This is a genomic window from Actinoplanes sp. NPDC049668 (assembly GCF_044465445.1).
Classification (GTDB): domain Bacteria; phylum Actinomycetota; class Actinomycetes; order Mycobacteriales; family Micromonosporaceae; genus Actinoplanes.
In genome coordinates this window covers 608341-626390 of the sequence record NZ_JBITLR010000001.1, presented here as the reverse complement: position 1 = coordinate 626390, position 18050 = coordinate 608341, and the positions used below count along the sequence as shown (strand labels likewise).

The window sequence follows — 18050 nt, the reverse complement described above, 5'->3', positions numbered from 1 at the left end:
GCGCGCGGCCACGGATTCAGTTCTCCGTGGTCGCGCGCCGGCGTTTGCGCGCCTTCTTGAACGCCCACGCGCCGATCATGAGGGCGATCAGGGCGATGATCGCGTAGTCGAAGTAGCGGCTGTACTCCTCGAGCTGCTGCCAACGGGTGCCGAGCGCGTAGCCCCCGCCGATGAACAGGCAGTTCCAGATGCCGCTGCCGATCGCGGTCAGCAGGGTGAACGTGCCCAGGTTCATGTGGTTGGCGCCGGCCGGGATCGACACCAGGCTGCGGATCACCGGCGCCATCCGGCCGAACAGGACCGCGCCCTTCTCGTGCCGCTCGAACCACCGGTCGGCGGTGTTCAGGTCGTCGGCGTCGACCAGCGGGATGCGATCCAGCCAGCGCTTCAGGCGCTCCTCGCCGATCGCGTACCCCAGCCAGTAGAGCGCGAGCGCGCCCAGCACCGAGCCCGCCGTCGCGGCGATGGTGACCAGCACGACGTTGATCCGGCCCTGGCTGGCGAGGTAGCCCGCCATGGACAGGACGACCTCGCTCGGGATCGGCGGGATCAGGTTCTCCAGCGCGACGAGCAGGCCGACGCCCACCGCACCGAGCGACTCGATGACCGATGCCACCCATCCGGTCAGGCCGCCCAGCTGGCTGGGCGAGGTCTCGGCCGCCAGGGGATACGGCACGCTCATCGGCTCTCCTTCGCTGTAGTTCGGGGGTTACCCACGATCCAGCGTACGAACCGCCGCGCCGCGGTGGTCCGGGATGGCGCGGCGGCGGTAGTGTCCCGGCCCGATGGAAACGTTGAGCACGCGCGGGCGCACGGTCCGGGTGGCGGTGACCGCGCTCGGGGCGCTGCTGCTGCTCCTGGGCACCTTCTGGGGCCAGGACGACGACTTCCCGTTCGGGCCGTTCCGGATGTACTCCACCGCACCGGACCCGAACGCGGACGCACCGGACACCCGGGTCGAGGGCGTCGATACCACCGGGCGGACGGTCGTGCTCACCGAGGCCAACAGCGGCCTGCGGCGGGCCGAGATCGAGGGCCAGCAGCAGGCCTACATCGACGACCCCGGCCGGCTGCGCCAGGTCGCGGCGGCCTACGCCGAGAAGAGCCCGGGCGCCGCGCCCCTGCGGACCGTGCGGATCGTCATCCGCTGGGAGGGCATCGAGCACTCGCGGCCGACCGGCACCAGCCGGGACGAGACCATCGCGACCTGGACGGCGCCGTGAAGAGGATCGCCGGCTGGCTGACCGAGCCCGTGCCGCTCGGGCGGATCGCCGCCTTCCGCACCCTGATCTACCTGTTCGTCGCCGCCGACCTGGTGGTGTTCACGCCCTGGGTGCGCCACCACGCCACCACCCCGACCGACCTCTACGAGCCGCTGCTGGTCGGGCGGCTGCTGCACCTGCCGACGCCGACCCCGCTGCTCGTGCACGGCGTCTTCTGGGCGCTGCTGCTGCTCGCGCTCGCCGCGGCGACCGGGCGCGCGCCGCGCCTGCTCGGCTGGACCGTCTTCGCGCTCTACTTCGAGTGGATGGTCATCGCGATGAGCTACGGCAAGGTCGACCACGACCGGGTCGGGCTGCTGGTCGCCCTCGCCGCGCTGCCGACCGTCGGCCGGGCCCGGCACGGCGACCCGACGCGTACGGAGGCCGGCGGCTGGGCGCTGCGGGTCACCCAGCTCGCCGTGGTCTGCACCTACTTCCTCGCCGCCCTGGCCAAGCTGAGGTTCGGCGGGCTGGACTGGGTGACGAGCTCCGTGCTCGCCCGGGCGATCATCCGCCGCGGCACCGAGCTCGCCGACCTCATCGCCGTCGTGCCCGGCCTGCTGATCGCCGCGCAGCTCGGGATCATGGCGTTCGAGCTGGCCAGCCCGGCGATCTTCTTCCTCAAGCCGCGCTGGCGCGGGTACGCGGTCGCGTTCCTCTACTCGTTCCACCTCGTCACGTTCGCCACCATCACCATCTCCTTCGCCCCGCACCTGGCGGCGATCACCAGCTTCCTCGAACTGGAGAAGTTCCGTCCCGTGGTGTGGGTTCGGGGTTTCCTCGCCCGGCACCGCGGACAAGTAAAGGGGCATGAGCGACCGGTGGTATGAGAAGGCCGTCATCTATTGCCTCGACATCGACACGTTCGCCGACTCCGACGGCGACGGCGTCGGCGACATCAGGGGCCTGATCGGGCGTCTCGACTATCTGGCCCGGCTGGGTGTCACCTGCATCTGGCTCAATCCGATCCACCCGACGCCGAACCGCGACGACGGATACGACGTCGAGGACTTCTACAACGTCGACCCGCGCTTCGGCACCCTCGGCGACTTCGCCGAGCTGCTGCACCACGCCCGGGACCGGGGCATCCGGGTGATCATCGACCTGGTCGTCAACCACACCTCCGACCAGCATCCGTGGTTCCGGTCGGCCCGATCGTCGCCGGACTCGCCCTACCGGGACTGGTACGTCTGGTCCGACAGCGCGCCGCCGGACCGGCGCCAGGGCATGGTCTTCCCCGGCGAGCAGGCCGAGACCTGGAGCTACGACCGCACCGCGAAGAAGTGGTTCTACCACCGCTTCTACGACTTCCAACCGGACCTCAACATCAAGAACCCGGAGGTCCGCGAGGAGATCCGGAAGATCTGTTCGTTCTGGCTACAGCTCGGCGTCTCCGGCTTCCGGATGGACGCCGTGCCGTTCATCATCGAGCAGACCGAGCCGGGCAACCCGGACTCGCCCAAGGACCTGGAGTTCCTCAGCGACCTGCGCCAGCACGTGCAGTGGCGGCAGGGCGACGCGGTCCTGCTGGCCGAGGCGAACGTCGAGCCGGATCAGCTCAAGGAGTTCTTCGGCGACGCGGGCGGCTCCGCCAACCGCATTCACATGCTCTTCGACTTCATGCTCAACGGCCGGCTCATGCTCGCCCTCGCCCGCGGCAACCCCGAGGGGATCATCGACGCGCTGCACGACACCCCGAAGCTGCCGGCGGGCGGGCAGTGGGCGACGTTCCTGCGTAACCACGACGAGGTCGACCTGTCGCGGCTCACCGCCGAGCAGCGCAACGAGGTGTTCGAGCAGTTCGGCCCGGACGAGAACATGCAGCTCTACGGCCGCGGCATCCGCCGCCGGCTGGCACCGATGCTCGGCGGCGACCGCCGCCGCATCGAGCTGGCGTACGCGCTCCAGTTCAGCCTGCGTGGCACCCCGGTGCTGCGGTACGGCGAGGAGCTCGGCATGGGCGAGGACCTGACGCAGGACGGGCGCAACGCCATCCGTACGCCGATGCAGTGGTCCCCGTTGCCGAACGGCGGCTTCTCCACCGCGGACCCCGGCGAGCTGGTCCGGCCGGTGATCTCCGGCGGCGACTACGGCTACGAGACGGTCAACGCGACCGCGCAGAGGCACGACCCGGCTTCGCTGCTGTCCTGGTTCGAGCGGATGATCCGCACCCTGCGGGAGGCGCCCGAGATCGGCAGCGGCAGCTGCACGCACGTCGACGTGCCCGCGCCGACCGGCCTGCTGGTGCACCGCGCCGACGACGTCACCGGCACGATGCTGTTCCTGCACAACCTCTCCGCCGAGGACGGGGTCGTCGACCTCGGCAGCCTCCACCCGGAGGCCGAGTACCCCAACGACGTGCTCGCCGACCAGGAGTACCCGGAGCCCGGCCGGCTCGACAAGCTGGCCGTCGCGGGCTACGGCTACCGCTGGATCAGGCTGCGCCGGCGCGCCTGACTGAATTTGCACCTCTAGTGCGTAAATACCTTCGGCGCAATGGGTTGTGAGAAGAACCCGCCAGGTAACCCGCGGGTAACTACTGGGTTAGAGTCGGCCGGACTTGATTTCGACCCTTGCGGGAGGCCGAGGATGACCCAGCCGAATCGGGTAGCGATCGTGACCGGGGCCGCTCGCGGCATCGGCGATGCGACCGCGCGCAAGCTCGCCGCCGACGGGTTGGCCGTCGCGGTCGTCGACCTCGACGAGGGCGCCTGCGCGAACACGGTGACCGCGATCCACGACGCCGGCGGCACCGCGCTCGCGGTCGGCGCCGACGTCTCCGACGGCGCGCAGGTCACCGCCGCCGTCGAGCGGATCACCGCCGAGCTGGGCGCGCCGACGGTGCTGGTCAACAACGCCGGGGTGCTGCGGGACAACCTGCTGTTCAAGATGACCGACGACGACTGGGAGACCGTCATGGCGGTCCACCTGCGCGGCGCGTTCCTGTTCAGCCGGGCCGTGCAGAAGCACATGGTCGAGGCCGGCTGGGGCCGCATCGTGAGCCTGTCGAGCACCTCCGCGCTGGGCAACCGGGGCCAGGCCAACTACGCCGCCGCGAAGGCCGGCCTGCAGGGCTTCACCAAGACGCTCGCCATCGAGCTGGGCCGCTTCGGCATCACCGCGAACGCGGTGGCGCCGGGGTTCATCGTGACCGATATGACCGCCGCGACGGCCGCGCGGGTCGGCGTCGATTTCGCCGACTTCGAGAAGGCTGCGATCGGTCAGATTCCGGTCGGCCGGGCGGGCCGTCCCGAAGACGTGGCGAACACCGTATCCTTCCTGGTCAGTGAAGGCGCGGGATTCGTCTCCGGGCAGGTCATCTACGTGGCGGGTGGCCCCCGCGACTAGCGACCCGGCTTGATCCGGGGCGCTACACATGATGGTGCGACCCCGGACGGACAAGGGCGGAGAAGCGGGACTGTGAATCGACGGATGAGCTCGCGGAGCGTGGCTCTGACCAGCACGTTTCTGTTGTTGGCCGCAGGCGGCACGGCCGCCTGCGACAGCAGCGACGAATACCAGGATGAGGGCTTCTACTGCGCCGACGAGAACGGCGTCATCGTCGACGAGGACAACTGTGACGACGACGACGGCAACTTCGGCGGCGGCGGTGGCGCCTTCTTCCTCTGGCACTCGGCGGGCTACCGGTCCGGCTACCCGATCGGCTCCAAGCTCCCGCCCGGCGGCGCCAAGTTCGCCTACAACGACAAGCTGGCCCGCTCGAAGTACGGGCTGCCGCCGACCGGCCGGATCGGCAACGGCACGGTCAAGACCAGCGTTGTCGGCAAGGGCGGCGGCGGATCCAGCGGCAAGTCCGGCGGCTGATCTTGCGCCGGATCCCATACGGCCCGGTACGCGACGGCTGGCGGCTCACCAACTACAGCCTCGGCCTGACCTACAACGACACCGAGCTGCCGGACGGCACGATGATGTCGTACTGGCAGGAGGGCCCGTACTACGACTTCACCGAGGCCGAGATCGAGGAGCTCGAGACGGCGACGACCGTCCTCGACGGCATGTGCATCGAGGCCGGCGACTGGATGGTGCGGCAGTGCCCGCGGCACACCGCGCAGGGCCGCCGCGACGGCTACTTCGCCTCGGTCTGCTCCCCGGAGTCCTGCTTCCTGACGAAGATCGGCATCCCCGAGTACGCGCACGAGCAGATCATCCGCACCTGGTTCGACGGTGACGCCGAGACCTGGACGCACCAGGACAAGGACCCGGACGGCCGGCTGCCGATGCAGACGCCGGACTACTCGCCGAGCGTCTACGGCCGCTTCGACCTCTGGTACAACGGCGCGGGCACGACGCCGCGCCTGCTGGAGTACAACGCGCAGACACCGACGTCGCTAGTCGAGGCCGCGGTCATCCAGTGGCACTGGGTCGACCAGACCAACCTGACCCAGCACCCGTGGCGGCAGTGGAACTCGATACACGACCGGTTGGTCGGCTGGGAGGCCGCTGACGGCGAGCCGGCCAACCCCGGCGCCTGGCGGCGCAACATCGCCAAGCTGCGCGAGGCCCGCCCCTGGCTGCCGGAGAAACCCAAAATCTTCTTCGCGTACGAGACGAGCGAGGCCACCGGCGAGGACCGGATGAACGTGGCCTACCTCATGGCGACCGCCGAGGAGGCCGGGTTCGGTGTCGAGCTGATCGCGATGAGCCAGATCGGCTGGGACGTGGCCGGCGACCGGGTGCTCTTCGTGCCCGCGCCGGGCCAGGAGCACAAGGCCGAGTCGATCGACGTCATCTTCATGCTCTACCCGTGGGAATGGTTCTGGAACGAGGAGGGCGGCAAGGCCTTCTTCCGCAACATGGCCGACCCCGCCAAGCGCGGCACGGTCTGGATGGAACCGCCCTACAAGGCCGCCCTGCTCGGTAACAAGGCGATCCTGCCGGTCCTGTGGAAGCTCTTCGGCGACGACCCGGAACGCGGCAAGTACCTGCTGCCGGCCTACTTCGCGGAGTCGTCCGCGGCGGCACGGCTCACCTCGTACGCGAAAAAGCCGGTCTGGGGTCGCGAGGGCGGCTCGGTGACGCTGGTCAAGGACGGGGTCACCATCTCCGACAACCCGTCGGAGTACGGCGCCGACGGCCGTTACGTCGTGCAGGAGCTGCTGGAGCTTCCGTCGTTCGACGGCCTGGAGGGCACGGTCCACCCGGTGATCGGAGCCTGGCTGATCGACGGTGAGCCGGCCGGCATGGGCATCCGCGAGGGCCTCGGCGCCGACGGCCTGGTGACCAAGGACCGCTGCAACTTCCTGCCGCACACCGTTGGTGCGCCTTAGTCGCGCGGGCGGTGACGCCAGAGCCACCAGAGGCCGATGACCGGCAGCACCAGCGGGACGAAGCCGTAGCCGCTGCCGAACTGCGACCAGACGGTGGCGTCCGGGAAGGCGGCCTCGTCGAAGATGCTCAGCGCGCCGACCACCAGCACGCCGACCAGCTCGATGGTGCAGCTGACCAGCGCGATCCGCCGGCCCCGGGTGCCGCCGATCGCGAGCCCGATGGTGGCCGCGATGTATACCAGCGCGGCGAACGCCGACAGCAGGAAGGCCAGCGGCGCCTCGGAGAACTTGGTGGCGATCTGCACGCCCGCGCGGGCGCTGGCGGAGACGGCGAAGACGCCGTAGACGAAGAGCAGCACCCGGCCGGCGCCGGTGCCGATGGCGGCGTCGCGCGGCCGGGCCGGCGTGGTCGACGGCTCAGGCACCGGTCGCCTCCGCGATCTGCTGCAGCCGCAGCACCAGGACCGGCAGCACCAGGCAGGCGACGCCGAGGATCAGGGAACCCCACCGGGTCGGCTCCAGCCGGGCCAGATAGAACCCGACCGGCGCGAACGCGACGGTGGTGATCAGATAGCCGACGAACGTCGTCCAGTCGCTGGGCGGCTCGCCGACGAAGAGCCCGACGACCGCGACCACGACAAGCACCGCTACCAGCGCACTCAGGCCTAGCATGGCCCACAGGTCCGCGTTGCTGGGCGCGCGGTTGCGGGCGCAGCGGATCAGGTACCAGACACCCAGCAGCAGGGCCACGACGATGGTCGCGGTCGATAGTGGGCCGTTCATCACCGGCACAGCGTACTGAGCCCTACCGGCGTGTTAACTTTCGGCCGGGTGTGATCTTGAATGGAAGGCGGCACGAGGATGCGGTTCGGACTTTTCGGTACGGGACCCTGGGCGCACCAGGCGCACGCCCCGGCGCTGGCGGCCCACCCGGACGTCGAACTGGTCGGCGTGTGGGGCCGTGACCCGGCGAAGGCGGCGGCGCTGGCGGAGCAGCACGGCGCCAAGGCGTACACCGAGATCGACGATCTGATCGCCGACGTCGACGCCGTCGCGGTGGCCCTGCCGCCCGACGTGCAGGCGGACATCGCGCTGCGGGCCGCCCGCGCGGGCAAGCACCTGCTCCTGGACAAGCCGGTGGCTTTCACGCCCGAGGCCGCCGACGAGATCGTCGCGGCCGCGGCGGAGCACGAGGTGGCCGGGGTGGTGTTCTTCACCCGCCGCTTCATGCCGGAGATCCAGCAGTTCATCGAGCGGGCGCAGGCCACCGAGGGCTGGCTCGAGGCGCGCATCGACCACCTCGGCTCGATCTTCCAGCCGGGCAACCCGTTCGGCGCGTCGGTGTGGCGCAAGGAGAGCGGCGGCCTGTGGGACGTCGGCCCGCACGCGGTCGCGCTGATCCTTCCGGTGCTCGGCCCGGTCGCCGAGGTGACCGCGCTGGCCGGCGCCCGCGACATGACCCACGTGCTGCTGGGCCACGCGAGCGGCGCGATCAGCACGCTGACCCTGTCGGTGGACGCGCCGTCGGCGCTGGAGCGCGAGGACGCCGCGTTCTTCGGCGAGTCCGGCGTCGCGGACGTGCCGCCGGTGCCGTGGCTGCCGGTCGAGGCCTTCACCCGGGCCGTCGACGCGCTGATCGGCGCGGCCGGCGGCGGACCGGCCTCGCCGCTGGACCTGGCGTTCGGCACCGAGGTCGTGAAGATCCTGGCCGCCGCGGCGGAGTCGATCAAGACGGGCCGGACGGTCAAGCTCGGTTAATGCGAATCCTGCTCTCATGGCCCGGTTTTCCTGGTTAGGTTTGCTCTGACGAACGTCGTTCTGATGATCGGGGCGGGCCATGAAAGCTTTGCTGAATTCGTTGACCGAGGCGGAGTACCTGCTGGTCCACGAGACCAAGTCCGCCCAGTTGGCGGAACTTGACGAGGACGGACTCGTGGAGTTGCACGCGCGCATCCGGCGGGCCCGCAACAAATACATGAAGTCGTATCGCCGCGAGGCCGGTGCGAAGGTGGCCGAGTACGGCGGGCGGGGCAAGGCGCGCCCGAAGAACACCCGCAACGCGCAGAAGGCTGAGGTGTTCGAGGACGCGCTGGCCCGGGTCAGCCGCCACCTCGCCGCGGCGGCACGCCGCACCGCGGCGGAGCTGAAGGCGGAGCGGCTGGAGACGGCGCGCGCCCAGCGCAACGAGGCCCCGCCGAAGGCGGTACGCCGTCCGGCCTCGGCCCCGGTCAAGCCGCAGCGCAAGCAGCGCCCGCCGGCGTCGGCCCCGGCCATCCGCAAGCGCCACGCCGGCACCAAGGCCGTCGGCGCGCGCCGCCAGGCCAAGCGCGACAGCAAGTAGGCCGCCCGAACGCGGCCTCGGGCCGAGCGCGACAACGAAATATCAGTCCGACCAATCCGGGTAGCTACCAGCGACGAATGAGGGTTGAATCTGCGGTAGCGACGGAGAGGGCTGACCAATGACGGAGCGCGGCGCCGCCCGCCGGCCGGACCATCTCTCGGCCGTGCCCGGGCCGGCGGCCGACGCGGGCGACCTGCTCCGCCTGGTCGCCCGCGGCGACGAGGCGGCCTTCGGTCGCCTGTACGACCTGGTCATCCCGCGGGTGTACGGCCTGATCCGCCGGGTGCTGCGCGACCCGGCGCAGGCCGAGGAGGTCGCCCAGGAGGTACTGGTCGAGGTGTGGCGCACGGCGACCCGCTTCGACACCGCCCGGGGCTCGGCCACCTCCTGGATCTTCACCATCGCGCACCGCCGCGCCGTCGACCGGGTCCGCGCCGAGCAGGCGTCCGCCGACCGCCTGATGAAGGTCGGCGTCGCCTCAGTGGACACCCCGTATGACGAGGTCGTCGACGAGGTGGCGGGCCGGCTCGAACGCCAGCAGGTCCGGCACTGCCTGGACGACCTGACCGAGCTGCAACGCCAGGCCGTGACGCTGGCCTACTACCAGGGCCACTCCTATCGCGAGGTGGCCGACCTGCTCGAAGCCCCCCTGCCCACGGTCAAGACCCGGATGCGCGACGGACTGATCCGCCTGCGCGACTGCCTGGGTGTGGAGGTGACCGCGTGACCACCGCCGACATTCACGCCCTGGTCGGCGCGTACGCGCTGGACGCGGTGGACGACCTCGAGCGGGTCTCCTTCGAACGGCACGTCGCGGACTGCGAGGCCTGCCGGATCGAGGTGGACGAGCTGCGCGGCACCGCCTCCCGGCTGGCGGACAGCACCTGGTCCGTCCCGCCGCCCCGGCTGCGCACCGAGGTGCTGGCCGCGGTCGGCCGGACCCGCCAGCTGCCGCCGCTCGAGTCGGCGCGGCCGCGGCCGGACGCGCGCGCTGCGGTGTCCCGCTGGCGGCGTTACACGGCAGGCGCGGTCGCGGCGGGCATCCTGGCCGCCGGTGCGGGCGTCGCCGCGTGGGCCGTGCAGGAGCAGCGGGTACGGGAACAGACCGCCGTGGTCGCCGAGGCCCGGGCGCGTGAGGCCCGCAGCGAGGCGATCATGGCCGCCCCCGACCTGGTGGTCCGCACCGCGCCGATGATCGGCGGCGGCCGGGTCACCGTCGCGTCCTCGGAGCAGGAGGCCGCCAGCGTGGTCTCGCTGCGCGCCGACGCCGCGCCGTCCGCCGACCAGTCCCTGCAGATGTGGACGATCCGCGGCTCCGGCCCGGCGGCCAACGCGGGCGTGCTGCCCGCCGGGCAGGCCTCGACCGTGCAGGTCCTCGACGGCGTGCCGGGCAACGACGTCTTCGCGGTGTCCGTGGAGCCGGCCGGCGGCTCGCCGTCCCCGACCAAGGTCGTCGCCGAGGTCCCGCTGATCTAAGGCCGGCCCGTCAGGGGACCGTGCGCTCGATCGCGGCGGGGCCGTCGCGCTCCAGGATCCGGCGGGCCCGTTCGATGTTCTCCGGTGTCGGGTCCCGGCCCTCGGCCACCGCCAGGTCCTCGGGATCCCAGGGCTGGTCCGCCCCGGTGCGCAGGACCGGCGCCGCGCCGGCGCGCAGGAGTCCGGGGTCGTCCTGGTCCGGCGGCCGCCGGTCGTGCTCGGTCATGGCTCCTCCAAAAGTGGATGCCCTGATATCGACCTTCTCCCTAGTCCTACCCTGTCGTTCCCCCGCTGGCCAGCAAACCGCCCGCGCGTCACCATAAATCGGACGATCAAACCCTTCGGATGCCAAGCGAGCGTGATTCGGACAGCGACCGCGTGCATCGGATGGACTGTGAGTTACGAGCCGAATACATTTCTGCGTTGGCGCGTGTTTGAGTGCTCCGGCGGGGACCACTCGATACGTGGGCCGCCTGCGGCGACTCGCGGCACGTGGCGCGAGGGGAACGTGACACATGATCGATCGCTGGGAAGTGCAGCGGTGAGCAGCCTGCCGGACGCCGAGCGGGACGCGAACGAGGTCGTGCAGCTGCTGGCGGGGTTCGCCGAGCTGCTGCGTCGGCGGGAGTTCGTGCTCGACGACGACACCCAGGCGATGCTCGGGCTGGCGCTCGAGGGCGGCGTGTCGGCCGCCCGGGTCCTGGAGTACCTGCGTGCCCTGCAGGGCTGCGGCGACGGCGTCGCCGTCGCCGTGCCGCCGCGGCTCGGGCCGTGGCGCCACTGGGTGCCGCCGCGGGGCGACCTGTTCGAGGAGATGGCCGGTGCGCCCCGGATCAAGGAGATGCCGCGCCCTCGGCGCCGCTGCGATCCCGGGGAGTAGGGCTAGGACCGCCGCAACGTCTCGGAGGGGGAGACGCCGAAGCGTGCCCGGTACGCGGCGGCGAAGCGCCCGAGGTGGGCGAAGCCGGTGCGGTGCGCGACCGTGGCGACGGTCACCCGGGCCGGATCCTCGCGCCGCAGTGCCTCGTGCGCCCGGCCGAGCCGCACCGACTGCAGGTAGGCCATCGGCGCGCAGCCGACGTGCCGCCGGAAACCCTCCTGCAGCGACCGCACGCTCATACCGGAGATCCGGGCCAGGTCGCCGACGCTGAACGGCCGCTCCGGCTCGTGCTGGATCGCGTCGATCGCCCGCCGGACGGCGCGCGGCGGTCCGGCGGGCGCGGGCGTGCTCAGCTCGTCGCTGTAGCGGTGCCGCACGCTCAGCAGCAGGCCGTTGAGCACGCTGCGCCGCAGCAGGTCGGCGATCAGCGGCTGCCAGATCAGGCTGCCGGGGTCCTCGGTCTCGCCGCTGAGCAGCCGCACGAGCCGGCCCCAGCTCTGCGCCGGCCCGCCGCTCATGTCGATGGCCGGCGGCAGGTCGATCGGGCCGACCACCGGGCGGCCGAGCAGCGCCGCGAGCTCGTTCTCGAGGGCCGGTCGTTCGATCTTGATGTCCAGCTCGGCGGAGTGCGCGTCGTGCAGGGTGTACACCGGCCTGCCGGGGCCGAAGACGATCCCGGTCGACGGCCCGGCGACGACCTCGTGGCCGGCGTGCCGGGCGTGCACCCGGCCCGCCATCGGGATGGTGACGTGATAGGCGTCGAGCTCCGACGCGACGAGCGTCACGGGGGCGCCGAAGCCGAGCTGCCCCACGGTGAGCGGTCCGAGTTTGATCACTTCGGCGTTGAACCGGAAGCCCTCGGCGCCCTCGGGCGCGCCAACGGCGAGCGGATAATAGAATCGGTTTAGCAAAGAGCGCGTGTCGTCGATGTCCACGCTGCTGAAGCTCGCGGTCGTCGGGGTTGCGGAACCGGACGAAACCGCCCTTGATCTAGCTTTATCCATCTCGTGAGGCGCTCCTACGCATACGGTGAGTATTCGGTTCTGACTGGTACGTCGTCAACGTTCACGCCATCAGCTGGCCGTTCCAGCACATTCTGGCCATATGAACTACTCTGGCGTTCCGCGCCTACCTGGCGTAACTTGCAGACCAGCGGACTGTTGTTGGGGATGCGGTGTCCGATCGGCGCCTGGGTGAGGGGCCGAATTGCGCCTGCCGGCGTAGTGACCCGCGGAGGTGGCGTCGCCCGCACGACGCCAGGAAGAGGGCAGCTGTGTATCTGCCGATCACCACTCGCCAGTTGGCCGATGGCACGGTCGAGATCGCCCCGAGTGGCGAAATTGATCTCGACAACGCCCACGTGATGCGCGACGCCGTCAACGACGTGTTGACCGGCACCACGCCGGGCAAGATAGACCTCGACCTCCAACGGGTGATGTTGATCGACAGTATCGGCATCGGCATCCTGGTGGCCTGCTTCCACGCGGCAGCCGCCAGCGGCGTCAAGCTCGTGGTCAGCCACCCGAGCCCGACGGTCTACCGCCAGCTCTGGATCTCCGGCCTGGTCGGCCTGCTCGGCTGCGCCGAGCCGTCGTCCCCGCGGACCTCCGTCGGACTGCGCCCCAGCTGACGGGTCGCCCTGCGCTGAATGCGGCACACCTCCGTGCCGCGTTCCATCGGCCTGTGCCTGCCCGCCGCGCTCGCGGAGATCGGCGGGACGTGGCCGGTCCGGCAGGGCGTCCGCGAGCACTGTGGCCTGATCTTCGTCGGCGCCTACGGATACGTCGCGATCCGGCGGCCGGACCTTGGCCGCCGTCGCCTACGTTTGACGAATCATGGTGCGGCGGCGGGTCACGATCACGGTCCTATTCCTGTACGCCGCGAGCGTCATCGCCGTGACCGTCTTCCCCATCCGGGTACGGTCCGCCGCCTACTGGGCCGACGAGCCGTGGCGCACGACGGTCCACCTGATGCCCGGCGATGTGGACATCCCGAGCTTCGTGCTCAACGTCATCATGTTCATCCCGTTCGGGGTGCTGTTGCCGCTGCTCAGACCCCGCCTCGACGCGGTGCGGCGGCTCGCCGTGCGCGCGGCGACGGCGAGCCTGGCGATCGAACTGACCCAGTTCGCCCTCGGGATGACCCTGGGCAGCCGCCGCACGGTCGACGTCAACGACCTGATCGCCAACACCGGTGGCGCGCTGCTCGGCCTGCTCATCCTCCGGCTGGCGGTGCCGTCGCCGCTTCACCGCGCAGCGTGCGTCGCAGGAACGCGGCAGTCGCCGTCACCGCCTGCGTGACGTACGGCTCCACGTCGTACAGATCGACGTGCTCGCCGGCGTCCAGCCAGACGATCTCCTTGTCGCCGGGTGTCTCCGCGTGCATCCGCGCGGCAAGCTCGGGACTGCAGTAGTCGTCCTTGCGGCCGTGCACGATCAGCAGCGGCGTCTCGGCGAGCAGTGCGGCCCGCCCGAGCGCGTCGAAGGTCATCAGCGAGTGCAGCGAACCCCGCGTCACCCGGTTGTCCCAGCTCGCCGCCGCGGACCGGGCGGTGCCGTAATAGGACCACGGCTCGTCCCCGGCCATCGCCGCCTCGCCGTGGTCCGGCGCGACCGCGGGTAGATAGTCGTCGTACCCGTCGATGAAGCCGCGCAGCGCCGCGCGGTAGCCGGACGGATCCCCGGCGAACCAGGCCGGGCTGTTGTAGGCGCCGGCGATTCCGGCCACCGCCCGGATGCGGGGATCGGTGGCGGCCGCGCTCACCGCGTACCCGCCGCCAAGACAGATGCCCACGACGCCGACGCGGTCCGCGTCCACCTCGCCGCGCGCCCGCAGGAGCTCCACAGCCGACCGCAGGTCGGCGAGCTTGCCCTGGGTGTCCTCGTGACCGCGGCGGCCCGCGCTGCGGCCGAAGCCGCGATGGTCGAACGCCAGCGTGATCAGGCCCTGGCGGGCCAGCCGTTCAGCGTAAAGCCCGGTGACCTGCTCCTTCACCCCGGTGAACGGCCCGGTCAGAACGACCGCGCCGCCGTCCGCCGCGGCCGGGACCCGCAGGGTTCCGGCCAGCTCGAGACCGTCGCTGGTGAAGGTGACTTCTTCGGTACGGATGTCGTCCACGCATCGACGCTAGGCTCGGCGGCGGCGGCCGACCAGTAGGCACTTCGCGGTGCCCATCCGCTCTCGGGGGTTCGAAATGACGCTGATGATCCCGGACGTGCTCGAGGAGACCTGCGCGACGCGGCAGGCGCTGGAGCGGCTCGCCGCCAAGTGGCGGGTGCTGCTGATCTATGCGCTGCTGGCGGGGCCGCAGCGGCCGGCGAGCCTGCGGCGAAGACTGCCGGGCATCACGCAGAAGGTACTGACCGAGACGCTGCGCGGCATGCAGTCCGACGGCCTGGTCGAGCGGCGGGTGCTGAAGCCCGACCCGCCGCAGCACATCGAGTACGCCCTCACACCGCTCGGCAAGACGCTCGAGGAACCGCTGTCCGCGATCTGCGACTGGGCGTCCCGATCCTGACCACGCGCGTTCCTGTGTAGTCAGATCATCAGATCCGACTCCACCTGATGGATCCGGATGGGCATGCCGTCCGGGGTCTCGACGTGCAACTGGGTGCCGAGATCCAGGTCCCGGGCGACCTCCACGATCTTGACGCCCTGCTCCCGCAGCCACTGCTCGAGCCGGTCGAGGGGCATGGTCGCGGAGAAGTTGAGCTCGACGGTGCTCGCGCCGCGCGCGGCGTCCGGCGGGCGGGTGACCAGCCCGATCTGGGCGGTGCCCACCTGCATGAGCACCCACTCGCCGTTCCGGTCGCCGTGGTTGACCTCGCCGCCGAGCTTCTCGTAGAACGCGACGGCCGCGGCCATGTCGCCGACATGCACCATCGGCTGGAGCTCCAGCCCGGGCCGGTGGGACCTGGGCCGCGGCACCTTGGCGGCGGTCTCGGGAGGGAGCGCGGCCGGCCCGGTGCCCAGCCTGGCCGCTCGCGCGGCGGCAGAACGGGCGCCTCGCAGACCCGGGCCGAGCCCGAGGCCCCTCTGTGCGGCATCGTCCGTCCGCGGCCTGCGCTGGGTGCCGGCCGGCGGGACGGCCGCGGCGTGCGCCTCGTTGCTCACCGAGCTGCCCGGTGCCTCCGGCGCGGGCGCAGGCGTGCGCTTGATCAGGGGCGCCGCGATCGGCCGCGGATCCGACGGTCCACCCGACGACGGCAGCGGATCCGACGGCCCACCCGACGACGGCCGTCGCGGGCCGGGGGCGCCCACCGCGGCCGGCGGGCGGGCCGAGTTGTCGGGGGCGTTCTGCCCGCCCGGTGCGTTCGCCGGCTTTCTGCCGGAGGGAACCGGTCGTTTGCTGGCCATGGCGTGCTCCTGTCGAGCGAACGTGCGGCACCGGCGAAATACCGCCACCGAAAGGCTCAACGACCCATGGGGCTCATCGATACATCCCCTGCCGCACACCCCGTCCGCGCCGGGCGGACCGTCGATCACCGGGTCCGGCGCCTCCCGCGGGCCGGCGCGCCGGTCACGGCCCCGGCCAGCAGGGATCCGCTCCGCATCCGCCTGCTGGCCAGGTTCTTCCCGAAGCCGGGTAGGACGGCGGCCGGCGTGACGAGCACCGCCCTGAGCGGCAGGGTCCCGGCCATCGTGCCGAGCCGGCCACGCCCACCCGTCCGCATCACTCTGTCGGGTGACCCCGTCGCGACGGCTGCAATCGACAGCGATCGTCGTCAGCAAGATCGAGCAGGCGGACCAGAGCTCCACCTCCAGCTCCGCTCCTACGTCCGGGACGGCAACGTGGCCACCACCACGCGCACCCGGCACCGCTAGTGCGGCGGCCAGAAACGTTCACCGGGTCGGCGTGGGCGCCTCTCGGCCACCATTTGGACAGGAGCCGGCGAGGTAGACGTCGTAGCAGGGTGTCGGGTGCGGCGCCCGGTGGCCTAATCGTTGAGCTGGGCGCGCTCGATCTCGCCCAGCGCCAGCGTCACGAACTCCGGCAGCGGGCGTGGCCCGAGCAGGTGGGCGATGAGCAGCGCCGAGTGCAGGGCAAGCACGTCCGGTTTCGGGGGTGGCTCCTCGTCGTCGTGCACGCCCAGCGACCCCGCCAGCAGGATCAGCACCACATGCGGATCGACCTCCGGGTGCCATTGCGCGGAGGCGCGAACGCACTGCTCGAGCACGTCGCGGACGTCGTCGCCGTCCAATCCGTCCGGGTGCGTGACCTCGAGCAGCAGCCGGACCGTCGTGCCGAGGATCAAGGATGCCTGGGCCCGGTCCTGCGCGGCGAGCTCGTCCACGGCCGCGGCCAGGGTCTCGGTGTCGTGAGCTCGCGCGGCCGTCACCGCGGCGTCGACGGCCGCGGCGATCGGCCGTGCGGGTGCGGGGAGATGCCGCCACTGGTTGGTCACGCTTCGACGCTAGTCCCGGGGTCCGACAATTCCCGGCCTCCGCGCGGACCGTCCTCGCCGGACCCTGATTTTGTCAGAGGCTCCTGGCAAGGTGACCGACATGAAGTTGCACGAAGCAATGGCGGCCCGCGTCGAGCGTGGCGAGTTTCCCGGGATCGTCACGCTGGTCGCGCGCGGCGAGGACGTCCACGTCGACGCCATCGGCACCACCGAGTTCGGCGGCGGCGTGCCGATGCGGCGCGACACCGTCTTCCGGATCGCGTCGCTGACCAAGCCGGTGCTCGCGGCCGCCGCGATGATCCTCGTCGAGGACGACCTCATCGACCTCGAGGAGCCGATCCACCGGCTGCTGCCCGAGCTGGCCGGCCAGCGGGTGCTCGCCCGCGTCGACGGCCCGCTCGACGAGACCGTCCCGGCGTCGCGCCCGGTCACGATCGAGGACCTGCTCACCTTCCGGATGGGCTTCGGCACGCTCACCGAACCGGACTACGATCCGCCCTTCCCGATCGTCGAGGCGGCGCAGGCGGCCCGGCTGGTCCTGGGCGCGCCCGATCCGCGGACCCCGCACGACCCCGACGAGTGGATCCGGCGTCTCGCCACGCTCCCGCTGATGTATCAGCCCGGCACCCACTGGCTCTACAACGCCGGCAGCCTGGTCCTGGGCGTGCTGCTCGCCCGGGCGGCCGGCCAGCCGCTCGGCGACCTCCTGCGCGAACGGCTCTTCGACCCGCTCGCAATGACCGAGACCGGCTTCTGGCTGCCCGCCGAGCGGGCGGCGCAGCTCCCCTCCCACTACGCGACCGACGCCGAGACCGCCAAGATGACGGACCTGACGGCGACCACCCCGCCCGAGGTGTGGAGCAGCCCGCCGGCCTTCCCGTCCGGGGCGAGCGGCCTGGTGTCCACCGTCGACGAATACCACGCCTTCGCCCGGATGCTCCTGCGCCGCGGCGTGCACGGCGGCACCCGGTTGCTGTCGGAGCAGTCCGTGGCGCTGATGACCACCAACCGGCTGACGCCGGAGCAGATGGCCACCGGCGGGGAGATCCTGGAGAACTACGGCTGGGGCCTGGGCATGTCAGTGACCGTCACCCCGGACCCGCCCGGCGCCACCCCCGGGGTCTACGGCTGGAGCGGCGGCTACGGCACCCACTGGTTCAACGACCCGACCGAAGACCTCACCGCGATCGCGCTGACCCAGGTCAGCGACTTCATGTGGAGCGGCGCAATGAAGGAGTTCCGCGAACTGGCATACGCGTGACAGAGACCGCGGACCCATCCGCTTCCCAGCTTTGGCGCCAACGGAACTCACAGCGGGTGCGGTGAGCGGGGTGGGGTGAGGCAGAGGCCCGGGCGAGATTGTGGGACTTGTGTCCACGGTGTGGCGGAGATGGTGCG

Annotated in this window: 23 protein-coding genes and 1 pseudogene; 15 read left to right on the top strand and 9 right to left on the bottom strand. The window is 71.2% G+C overall.

Going from position 1 to position 18050, the window contains the following annotated elements; all coding sequences use genetic code 11:
* Positions 1 to 16 precede the first annotated feature (16 nt).
* Complete coding sequence (locus ACIBSW_RS02860; protein ID WP_354722691.1) at positions 17 to 682, bottom strand: DedA family protein; 666 nt, start codon at positions 680 to 682, stop codon at positions 17 to 19.
* A 103-nt stretch (positions 683 to 785) separates the two neighbouring features.
* Here ACIBSW_RS02860 and ACIBSW_RS02855 point away from each other — a divergent pair, with 103 nt between their 5' ends.
* The 6 genes from ACIBSW_RS02855 (at position 786) to ACIBSW_RS02830 (ending at position 6550) form a co-directional block, all read left to right on the top strand.
* Positions 786 to 1223 (top strand): hypothetical protein, encoded by a 438-nt coding sequence (locus ACIBSW_RS02855; RefSeq protein ID WP_354722692.1) that lies wholly within the window; start codon positions 786 to 788, stop codon positions 1221 to 1223.
* A 5-nt stretch (positions 1224 to 1228) separates the two neighbouring features.
* Complete coding sequence (locus tag ACIBSW_RS02850) at positions 1229 to 2092, top strand: MFS transporter permease (protein WP_404799246.1); 864 nt, start codon at positions 1229 to 1231, stop codon at positions 2090 to 2092.
* Positions 2073 to 3719 carry an alpha-amylase family protein gene (locus ACIBSW_RS02845; RefSeq protein WP_354722694.1) on the top strand — a complete coding sequence of 549 codons (1647 nt, stop codon included), beginning with the start codon at positions 2073 to 2075 and terminating at the stop codon, positions 3717 to 3719. Before ACIBSW_RS02850 ends, ACIBSW_RS02845 begins: the two co-directional genes overlap by 20 nt.
* A 132-nt stretch (positions 3720 to 3851) precedes the next feature.
* Positions 3852 to 4610: a 3-oxoacyl-ACP reductase FabG gene (gene fabG / locus ACIBSW_RS02840; protein ID WP_354722695.1), complete on the top strand. Its 759-nt coding sequence runs from the start codon at positions 3852 to 3854 to the stop codon at positions 4608 to 4610.
* A gap of 84 nt (positions 4611 to 4694) precedes the next feature.
* Positions 4695 to 5087, top strand: a complete 393-nt coding sequence (locus ACIBSW_RS02835) for a hypothetical protein (protein ID WP_354722696.1) — start codon at positions 4695 to 4697, stop codon at positions 5085 to 5087.
* 2 nt (positions 5088 to 5089) lie between these two features.
* Positions 5090 to 6550 carry a glutathionylspermidine synthase family protein gene (locus ACIBSW_RS02830; RefSeq protein WP_354722697.1) on the top strand — a complete coding sequence of 487 codons (1461 nt, stop codon included), beginning with the start codon at positions 5090 to 5092 and terminating at the stop codon, positions 6548 to 6550.
* Here the strand turns inward: ACIBSW_RS02830 and ACIBSW_RS02825 are convergent.
* Positions 6547 to 6975: a hypothetical protein gene (locus tag ACIBSW_RS02825; protein ID WP_354722698.1), complete on the bottom strand. Its 429-nt coding sequence runs from the start codon at positions 6973 to 6975 to the stop codon at positions 6547 to 6549. The genes ACIBSW_RS02830 and ACIBSW_RS02825 overlap by 4 nt on opposite strands.
* Positions 6968 to 7333 carry a hypothetical protein gene (locus ACIBSW_RS02820; protein ID WP_354722699.1) on the bottom strand — a complete coding sequence of 122 codons (366 nt, stop codon included), beginning with the start codon at positions 7331 to 7333 and terminating at the stop codon, positions 6968 to 6970. Before ACIBSW_RS02820 ends, ACIBSW_RS02825 begins: the two co-directional genes overlap by 8 nt.
* Before the next feature lie 78 nt (positions 7334 to 7411).
* Here ACIBSW_RS02820 and ACIBSW_RS02815 point away from each other — a divergent pair, with 78 nt between their 5' ends.
* The 4 genes from ACIBSW_RS02815 to ACIBSW_RS02800 all read left to right on the top strand — a co-directional run bounded on the left by ACIBSW_RS02815 (position 7412) and on the right by ACIBSW_RS02800 (position 10367).
* Positions 7412 to 8308 carry a Gfo/Idh/MocA family oxidoreductase gene (locus ACIBSW_RS02815; protein WP_354722700.1) on the top strand — a complete coding sequence of 299 codons (897 nt, stop codon included), beginning with the start codon at positions 7412 to 7414 and terminating at the stop codon, positions 8306 to 8308.
* 79 nt (positions 8309 to 8387) lie between these two features.
* A complete protein-coding gene (locus ACIBSW_RS02810; RefSeq protein WP_354722701.1) occupies positions 8388 to 8891 on the top strand; it encodes a hypothetical protein in 504 nt (167 codons plus the stop codon).
* Between the two features lie 118 nt (positions 8892 to 9009).
* A complete protein-coding gene (gene sigK, locus ACIBSW_RS02805) occupies positions 9010 to 9618 on the top strand; it encodes an ECF RNA polymerase sigma factor SigK (RefSeq protein ID WP_354722702.1) in 609 nt (202 codons plus the stop codon).
* Positions 9615 to 10367 carry an anti-sigma factor gene (locus tag ACIBSW_RS02800; protein ID WP_354722703.1) on the top strand — a complete coding sequence of 251 codons (753 nt, stop codon included), beginning with the start codon at positions 9615 to 9617 and terminating at the stop codon, positions 10365 to 10367. The genes sigK and ACIBSW_RS02800 overlap by 4 nt, the downstream gene beginning before the upstream one ends.
* 10 nt (positions 10368 to 10377) lie before the next feature.
* Here the strand turns inward: ACIBSW_RS02800 and ACIBSW_RS02795 are convergent.
* A pseudogene (locus ACIBSW_RS02795) lies at positions 10378 to 10602 on the bottom strand (hypothetical protein); the annotation flags it as partial.
* Between the two features lie 306 nt (positions 10603 to 10908).
* On the opposite strand from ACIBSW_RS02795, the gene ACIBSW_RS02790 reads away from it, so the two are divergent.
* The gene (locus tag ACIBSW_RS02790; protein WP_404799200.1) at positions 10909 to 11247 is read left to right on the top strand and encodes a hypothetical protein; all 339 of its coding nucleotides are present in this window, start codon (positions 10909 to 10911) and stop codon (positions 11245 to 11247) included.
* Positions 11248 to 11249: 2 nt separating this feature from the next.
* Here ACIBSW_RS02790 and ACIBSW_RS02785 read toward each other — a convergent pair whose 3' ends face one another.
* A complete protein-coding gene (locus ACIBSW_RS02785) occupies positions 11250 to 12251 on the bottom strand; it encodes an AraC family transcriptional regulator (protein WP_354725592.1) in 1002 nt (333 codons plus the stop codon).
* Positions 12252 to 12520: 269 nt separating this feature from the next.
* Between ACIBSW_RS02785 and ACIBSW_RS02780 the strand changes: the two genes are divergently transcribed.
* Entirely contained in the window at positions 12521 to 12877 is a 357-nt protein-coding gene (locus ACIBSW_RS02780) for an STAS domain-containing protein (protein ID WP_184989705.1), read from the top strand.
* A 205-nt stretch (positions 12878 to 13082) separates the two neighbouring features.
* Positions 13083 to 13547 carry a VanZ family protein gene (locus tag ACIBSW_RS02775; RefSeq protein ID WP_354725590.1) on the top strand — a complete coding sequence of 155 codons (465 nt, stop codon included), beginning with the start codon at positions 13083 to 13085 and terminating at the stop codon, positions 13545 to 13547.
* On the opposite strand, the gene ACIBSW_RS02770 is transcribed toward ACIBSW_RS02775, so the two are convergent.
* On the bottom strand, positions 13462 to 14364 hold the full coding sequence (locus ACIBSW_RS02770; RefSeq protein ID WP_354725588.1) for an alpha/beta hydrolase: 903 nt from the start codon (positions 14362 to 14364) through the stop codon (positions 13462 to 13464). The two genes, ACIBSW_RS02775 and ACIBSW_RS02770, sit on opposite strands and share 86 nt — an antisense overlap.
* Positions 14365 to 14440: 76 nt before the next feature.
* Here ACIBSW_RS02770 and ACIBSW_RS02765 point away from each other — a divergent pair, with 76 nt between their 5' ends.
* Positions 14441 to 14764 (top strand): helix-turn-helix domain-containing protein, encoded by a 324-nt coding sequence (locus ACIBSW_RS02765; RefSeq protein ID WP_354725586.1) that lies wholly within the window; start codon positions 14441 to 14443, stop codon positions 14762 to 14764.
* A gap of 20 nt (positions 14765 to 14784) precedes the next feature.
* Here the strand turns inward: ACIBSW_RS02765 and ACIBSW_RS02760 are convergent, their stop codons facing one another.
* From ACIBSW_RS02760 to ACIBSW_RS02750, 3 genes are all read right to left on the bottom strand, one after another.
* Entirely contained in the window at positions 14785 to 15603 is an 819-nt protein-coding gene (locus tag ACIBSW_RS02760; RefSeq protein ID WP_354725584.1) for a VOC family protein, read from the bottom strand.
* 125 nt (positions 15604 to 15728) lie between these two features.
* Positions 15729 to 15887 carry a hypothetical protein gene (locus ACIBSW_RS02755; protein ID WP_354725582.1) on the bottom strand — a complete coding sequence of 53 codons (159 nt, stop codon included), beginning with the start codon at positions 15885 to 15887 and terminating at the stop codon, positions 15729 to 15731.
* Positions 15888 to 16184: 297 nt separating this feature from the next.
* Complete coding sequence (locus ACIBSW_RS02750) at positions 16185 to 16652, bottom strand: hypothetical protein (RefSeq protein WP_354725581.1); 468 nt, start codon at positions 16650 to 16652, stop codon at positions 16185 to 16187.
* A gap of 100 nt (positions 16653 to 16752) precedes the next feature.
* On the opposite strand from ACIBSW_RS02750, the gene ACIBSW_RS02745 reads away from it, so the two are divergent.
* Positions 16753 to 17913 (top strand): serine hydrolase domain-containing protein, encoded by a 1161-nt coding sequence (locus ACIBSW_RS02745; protein WP_354725579.1) that lies wholly within the window; start codon positions 16753 to 16755, stop codon positions 17911 to 17913.
* Positions 17914 to 18050 lie beyond the last annotated feature (137 nt).

What these genes read in the sequence shown, in the direction of transcription:
- ACIBSW_RS02755 (WP_354725582.1), bottom strand. Translation starts at nt 15,887, where the DNA reads ATGGCCGGGACCCTGCCGCTCAGGGCGGTGCTCGTCACGCCGGCCGCC.
- ACIBSW_RS02765 (WP_354725586.1), top strand. Translation starts at nt 14,441, where the DNA reads ATGACGCTGATGATCCCGGACGTGCTCGAGGAGACCTGCGCGACGCGG.
- ACIBSW_RS02745 (WP_354725579.1), top strand. Translation starts at nt 16,753, where the DNA reads ATGAAGTTGCACGAAGCAATGGCGGCCCGCGTCGAGCGTGGCGAGTTT.
- ACIBSW_RS02855 (WP_354722692.1), top strand. Translation starts at nt 786, where the DNA reads ATGGAAACGTTGAGCACGCGCGGGCGCACGGTCCGGGTGGCGGTGACC.
- ACIBSW_RS02760 (WP_354725584.1), bottom strand. Translation starts at nt 15,603, where the DNA reads ATGGCCAGCAAACGACCGGTTCCCTCCGGCAGAAAGCCGGCGAACGCA.
- fabG (WP_354722695.1), top strand. Translation starts at nt 3,852, where the DNA reads ATGACCCAGCCGAATCGGGTAGCGATCGTGACCGGGGCCGCTCGCGGC.
- ACIBSW_RS02845 (WP_354722694.1), top strand. Translation starts at nt 2,073, where the DNA reads ATGAGCGACCGGTGGTATGAGAAGGCCGTCATCTATTGCCTCGACATC.
- ACIBSW_RS02785 (WP_354725592.1), bottom strand. Translation starts at nt 12,251, where the DNA reads ATGGATAAAGCTAGATCAAGGGCGGTTTCGTCCGGTTCCGCAACCCCG.
- ACIBSW_RS02775 (WP_354725590.1), top strand. Translation starts at nt 13,083, where the DNA reads ATGGTGCGGCGGCGGGTCACGATCACGGTCCTATTCCTGTACGCCGCG.
- ACIBSW_RS02860 (WP_354722691.1), bottom strand. Translation starts at nt 682, where the DNA reads ATGAGCGTGCCGTATCCCCTGGCGGCCGAGACCTCGCCCAGCCAGCTG.
- ACIBSW_RS02810 (WP_354722701.1), top strand. Translation starts at nt 8,388, where the DNA reads ATGAAAGCTTTGCTGAATTCGTTGACCGAGGCGGAGTACCTGCTGGTC.
- ACIBSW_RS02820 (WP_354722699.1), bottom strand. Translation starts at nt 7,333, where the DNA reads ATGAACGGCCCACTATCGACCGCGACCATCGTCGTGGCCCTGCTGCTG.
- ACIBSW_RS02815 (WP_354722700.1), top strand. Translation starts at nt 7,412, where the DNA reads ATGCGGTTCGGACTTTTCGGTACGGGACCCTGGGCGCACCAGGCGCAC.
- ACIBSW_RS02835 (WP_354722696.1), top strand. Translation starts at nt 4,695, where the DNA reads ATGAGCTCGCGGAGCGTGGCTCTGACCAGCACGTTTCTGTTGTTGGCC.
- sigK (WP_354722702.1), top strand. Translation starts at nt 9,010, where the DNA reads ATGACGGAGCGCGGCGCCGCCCGCCGGCCGGACCATCTCTCGGCCGTG.